Source organism: Acidovorax sp. KPB24-07, assembly GCF_057543315.1.
Map to the genome: position 1 here is coordinate 1 of NZ_BAAJYS010000239.1, position 5,611 is coordinate 5,611.

4 protein-coding genes are annotated in these 5,611 nt (G+C 68.3%); 3 read left to right on the forward strand and 1 reads right to left on the reverse strand.

The genetic code is table 11. From position 1 onward, the window contains the following. Positions 1-1,193 (reverse strand): methyl-accepting chemotaxis protein (locus AC27IQ_RS18225; protein WP_487090299.1); only part of this gene is annotated, 1,193 nt, incomplete at its 3' end. 338 nt (positions 1,194-1,531) lie between these two features. Here AC27IQ_RS18225 and AC27IQ_RS18230 point away from each other — a divergent pair. From AC27IQ_RS18230 to AC27IQ_RS18240, 3 genes are all read left to right on the forward strand, one after another. Next, a complete protein-coding gene (locus AC27IQ_RS18230) occupies positions 1,532-2,737 on the forward strand; it encodes a M20 aminoacylase family protein (protein ID WP_272549320.1) in 1,206 nt (401 codons plus the stop codon). A gap of 154 nt (positions 2,738-2,891) precedes the next feature. Next, a complete protein-coding gene (locus AC27IQ_RS18235) occupies positions 2,892-3,995 on the forward strand; it encodes a M14 family metallopeptidase (protein WP_284431658.1) in 1,104 nt (367 codons plus the stop codon). A 198-nt stretch (positions 3,996-4,193) separates the two neighbouring features. Then, the coding region (locus AC27IQ_RS18240; RefSeq protein WP_487090300.1) for a methyl-accepting chemotaxis protein at positions 4,194-5,611 on the forward strand (1,418 nt) is incomplete at its 3' end.

The window sequence follows — 5,611 nt, forward strand, 5'->3', positions numbered from 1 at the left end:
GCCACCACGGCGAAGCCCCGGCCCTGCTCGCCGGCGCGCGCCGCTTCCACGGCCGCGTTCAGCGCCAGGATGTTGGTCTGGAAGGCAATGCCGTCGATCACGCCGATGATGTCGGAGATCTTCTTGCTGCTGTCGTGGATGCCCTTCATGGTTGCCACGACCTGCGTCACCACGTCGCCTCCCTTTTGCGCGATGGCGCTGGCGCCGGCGGCCAGCTGGTTGGCCTCCCGGGCGTTGTCGGCGTTCTGCTTGACGGTGGAGCTGAGCTGCTCCATCGACGCGGCGGTCTGCTGCAGCGCCGAGGCCTGCCGCTCGGTGCGCTGGGCCAGGTCGTTGTTGCCGGAGGCGATCTCCGCGCTGGCCGTGGCCACGCCTTCGGCGTTGTTGCGCACGTTCACCACGACGTCCGTCAGCGAAGCCTGCATGGTCGCCATGGTCTGCAGCAGCGGACTGAATTCGTCGTGGGCGCTGTCCATCACGGGCTGGGTGAAGTTGCCCTGGCGCACCCGGTCGGCCACGTCCTGCGACACCTTCACGCGGGTGCGCAGCAGCCTTGCGATGTACCAGGAAAAAGCGATCAGGCCAATGGCGATCACCGTGACCAGGGCGGTGAGCTGGCGCCGCGTGGCGTCGGCAGCGGACTGGATCCCCTGTACCTCCGTTGCCAGCGTTTGGCTCTGGCGCTCGCGTTCGGCCTTCAGCCAGGCCTGCATGGGCATGAAGGTGGGAATGGTCCTTTCCATCAGCATGGACTGCGCCTGCGGCTGCTGCCCCCCACGCACCAGGGCCATGTTGGCCTCGGCGGCGGGCCAGGTGGCGCGCTGCAGCTGTAGCCAGTCGCGCTCGAAGGCGTCGCGGCCGGCCTGGTTGGTCACCCCCTGCAGGAACGCGTCATCGTTGCGGGTGATCTGCTGGCGCATCGCGTCGATGTCCTTGGCCGCGGCGTCGATGCCCTGGGGCGACTGCACCAGCAGCGCCTGGCGCAGGTCCAGCAGCACCTGCGTCACGCTCAGCTCGGTGCTGGCGATGAGCCCGAGCTGGAGCACGCGTGTCTTGCCGGCCACGTCGGCCAGCCGCGCCACTTCCGAGAGCTGGAGCCAGGAGGTGAGGGCAAGGGCCGACAGTGCGGCGATCAATAGCAGGGACACGCCATGCAGGCGGGTGCCGATGCTCAGTCCGTTGAAGAATTTCATGGGGTATCCTGGCTCTCTGCGCTGAAGGGATGCCCTGGGGGGCATCGGGGGATCGGACCGGGGGAAGATGGCTTGGACGTGGCACGTAGCGGTGCCCATTCGATCGAGTTTGCGAAGGGCCGAAACCTGCAGGCTGCGTGCTGGCCTGCTGGGACTATCGGCATCCTATGGAGGCGATTAGCATCCCAGGTTGCGCCAGGTCAATCAAAGCAGTTTCCGGCGTGTGGGGCAGGCAGGCCCTAGACTCGGTGCGTCAGGCATGCATGTTGCATTCCTGCCCTTCTTTTTCGTCATGGTCGCTGGGTCCAGCCCTGGTGCACCGCTAAAGGAATGTTCCTATGAAAGTCCTCGACTCCATCGTTGCGCAGGCCGCCGGCATCGCCGCTGTGCGCCGCGACATCCACGCGCATCCCGAACTGTGCTTTGAAGAAGTCCGCACCGCCGACGTGGTGGCCGGCAAGCTCACCGAATGGGGCATTCCCATCCACCGCGGCCTGGGCAAGACGGGCGTGGTCGGCATCGTGCACGGGCGCGACGGCGGCGCCTCGGGCCGGGCCATCGGCCTGCGCGCCGACATTGACGCGCTGCCCATCACCGAATTCAACACCTTCGCCCACGCCAGCACCCACCCCGGCAAGATGCACGCCTGCGGCCACGACGGCCACACGGCCATGCTGCTGGCCGCGGCGCAGCACTTCGCCAAGCACCGCGACTTCGACGGCACCGTGTACCTGATCTTCCAGCCGGCGGAGGAGGGCGGCGGCGGCGCGCGCGTGATGATCGAGGATGGCCTGTTCGAGCAGTTCCCGATGCAGGCCGTGTTCGGCATGCACAACTGGCCCGGCATGAAGGCCGGCCAGTTCGCCGTGAGCCCCGGCCCGGTGATGGCCTCTAGCAACGAGTTCAAGATCGTCATCCGCGGCAAGGGCAGCCACGCGGCCATGCCGCACATGGGCACCGATCCCGTGCCGATCGCCTGCCTGATGGTGCAGGCCTTCCAGAACATCATCAGCCGCAACAAGAAGCCGGTGGATGCGGGCGTGATCTCGGTCACCATGATCCACACCGGCGAGGCCACCAACGTGGTGCCCGACAGCTGCGAACTGCAGGGCACGGTGCGCACCTTCAGCGTCGAGGTGCTGGACATGATCGAGCGCCGCATGAAGCAGGTGGCCGAACACACCTGCGCCGCGCACGAGGCCACGTGCGAGTTCGAGTTCGTGCGCAACTACCCGCCCACCATCAACTCGCCTGCCGAAGCGGAGTTCGCGCGCCAGGTCATGGCCGGCATCGTGGGCGAGGCCAACGTGGTGCGGCAGGAGCCCACCATGGGCGCGGAAGACTTCGCCTTCATGCTGCAGGCCAAGCCTGGCGCCTACTGCTTCATCGCCAACGGCGATGGCGACCACCGCGCCATGGGCCATGGCGGCGGCCCCTGCACGCTGCACAACCCGAGCTACGACTTCAATGACGACCTGATCCCGCTCGGCGCCACCTACTGGGTGCAGCTGGCACAAGGCTGGCTGTCCCGGCCGGCCGGCTGATCCGCTGGCGCGTGCCGGCCTCCATCCTGGCTCCCAAGGGTGCCGGATGGCATTCCTGTTTTTCGGGTGCTTCGGGCGCCTGCGCCCTGCCGCTCGCGGCGGGGTTTTTGCGTTGCCTTTTTTTTGCCTCCCGGCCTCTTGAACGGAGATCTTCATGATCGGTATCGCCCCGGCGTTTTCCCCCAGCTACGCGCGCGCCCGCACCCAGTTCCTGGAGGCCGCCGCGGCCGCCGGATTGCTGGTGGAGTCGCACACGCACCCGCTCAAGGGGCGCGACGGCGAGACGCTGGCGATGGACGTGGTGCGCGACGGCCCGGACCATGCGCAACACCTGCTCATCGTGAGCAGCGCCTGCCATGGGGTCGAAGGCTACTGCGGCAGCGGCGTGCAGGTGTTTGCCCTGCACGACGAGGCCTGGCGCGCCAAGGCCCGCGAGCAGGGCGTGGCCGTGCTCTACGTGCATGGGCTCAACCCGTATGGTTTCTCGCACATCCGCCGGGCCACGCACGAGAACGTGGACCTGAACCGCAATTTCCACGACTTCACCCGGCCGCTGCCGGAGAACGCGGCCTACCGCGAGATCCAGCCGCTGCTGCTGCCCGACCAGTGGCCGCCCACGGCCGAGAACCGCGAGGCGGTGTTCCGCTTCATCGCCGAGCGCGGCGAGGCCGCGTGGCAGGCCGCCATCAGCCGCGGCCAGCATGAGTTTCCGGGTGGGCTGTTCTTCGGCGGCACGGCCCCGACCTGGAGCAACCGCACCTTGCGCCAGGTGCTGCGCGAGCAGGGCGAGCACGCCCGGCGCATCGCCTGGATCGATCTGCACACGGGCCTGGGGCCGAGCGGCCATGGCGAGCGCATCTATGCCGGCCGGGACGATGCCGCCTCGGTGCAGCGGGCGCGCGACTGGTGGGCCGGCGGTGGCGCCACGCCGGTCACCTCGATCTACGACGGTTCGTCCACCTCGGCTTTTCTCACGGGCCTGATGTGGAACAGCGTGTACGAAGAATGTCCACAGGCCGAAATCACCGGCATCGCGATGGAATACGGCACGGTGCCGGTGCTGGAGGTCATGCAGGCCCTGCGCGCCGAGCACTGGCTGAACCTGCATCCGGAGGCTCCGGCTGAGCTGGCAACGCAGATCAGGGCTCAAATGCTGGCCGCCTTCTACACCGACACCGATGCCTGGAAAGGCCAGGTGGTGAGCCAGGCGCGACAGTCGATGTTCCAGGCCGTGGACGGGCTTTGCGGCCCCGCATAGCGCTGCGGCGATAGATCCTCTGCATCCGTGGTGACACGGGGGGCTGGCATTTCCTGCGAATAACGCGAACAATGGCCCCTGCGCACCACCCGCAGCGCCCCGTATGGCCCGCCATGCGGCGGCGCTGTCAAAACAATCAAGGCACAGGGGATCGCTATGGAGGTTGGACAAGGACGGAACACGCTCGCACGCCGTTTGATGCTCATCAACGGGGTCATCCTGCTCCTGCTTGGCGGGGTGGCGGTCGCGATCTGGATCATGATGGGGCAGGTCACCGAGGACGCGGAGGTGGTCCGCTCCAGGAACGTGCCGCAACTGCAGCGGATCGCGGCCCTGGAGCTGAACGTGACGCGGGTGTCGCTGCAGCTGCGGCACTCGATCCTGTCGCGCACACCCGAAGAGCGGAATGCCGCGTTGGCCGACATCGCCGAAAAGCGCCAGCTGCTGCAAAAGACCCTCGAAGAGTTCGGCGCCAACATGGTCACCGACGACGGGCGCCGCGCCTATGAGCCCCTGCCCGCGCTGATGCGCGCGTTCTGGGCCACCGGCGAGCAGAACCTCGCGCTCCTCCAGGCCGATCGCAAGGAGGAAGCCTTCGCCTTCCTGGTGGACCAGACCATTCCCGCCCGCAACCGCCTGCTGGCGCCCTTGGGCCAGGAAAAGGACCGCCAGGGCGAGCGCCTGTCCTCCCGCATCAACGACGTGAAGGAATACGCGGCCACGGGCCGTGCGGTGGCAACGGCCGCGGTGCTGGCCGTGGTGGCTTGCCTTGCCGGCCTGAGCGTCTACCTGCGCACGGTGGTGCGGCAGCTCGGCGCCGATCCGTCGGAGCTCAAGCGTGTCGCGGACGCGGTGGCGGCGGGCGATCTGGCTTCGCGCGTTCCCGTGCGGCCGGGGGATACGAACAGCATCATGGCGGCGATGGCCAGCATGAGCGCGCGGCTGGCTTCGGTCGTGCGGACCGTGCGCAACAGCGCCGAAAGCGTGTCCGGTGCCAGCAGCGAGATCGACGCCGGCAACCACGACCTGTCCTCGCGCACCGAGCGGCAGGCCTCGGCGCTGGAGCAGACCGCGGCGTCGGCGGAGCAGCTGGGCAGCACCGTGCGCCAGAACGCCGACAGTGCGCGCCGGGCCAATGAACTGGCGCAGACCGCCTCGTCGGTGGCCGAGCAAGGGGGGGCGGTGGTGGCCGAAGTGGTGGACACCATGCGCGGCATCCAGGACAGCAGCGGCAAGATCGGCGAGATCATCGGCGTGATCGATGGCATTGCCTTCCAGACCAACATCCTCGCCCTCAACGCCGCGGTGGAAGCGGCCCGCGCGGGCGAGCAGGGCCGGGGCTTCGCGGTCGTCGCATCGGAGGTGCGCAGCCTCGCGCAGCGCAGCGCCGAGGCCGCCAAGGAGATCAAGGGCCTCATCACCGCCAGCGTGGACCGGGTGGAGCGCGGCAGCGCGCTGGTGGACAAGGCGGGACACACCATGGCCGAGGTGGTGGCCGCGATCCGCCGCGCCACGGACCTCATGGGCGAGATCAGCGCGGCCAGCGCCGAGCAAAGCAGCGGCGTGGACCAGATCAGCGAAGCCATCACGCACGTGGACCAGGCCACGCAGCAGAA

Coding starts and splice junctions, on each gene's coding strand:
- AC27IQ_RS18230 (WP_272549320.1), top strand. CDS start 1,532: ATGAAAGTCCTCGACTCCATCGTTGCGCAGGCCGCCGGCATCGCCGCT.
- AC27IQ_RS18235 (WP_284431658.1), top strand. CDS start 2,892: ATGATCGGTATCGCCCCGGCGTTTTCCCCCAGCTACGCGCGCGCCCGC.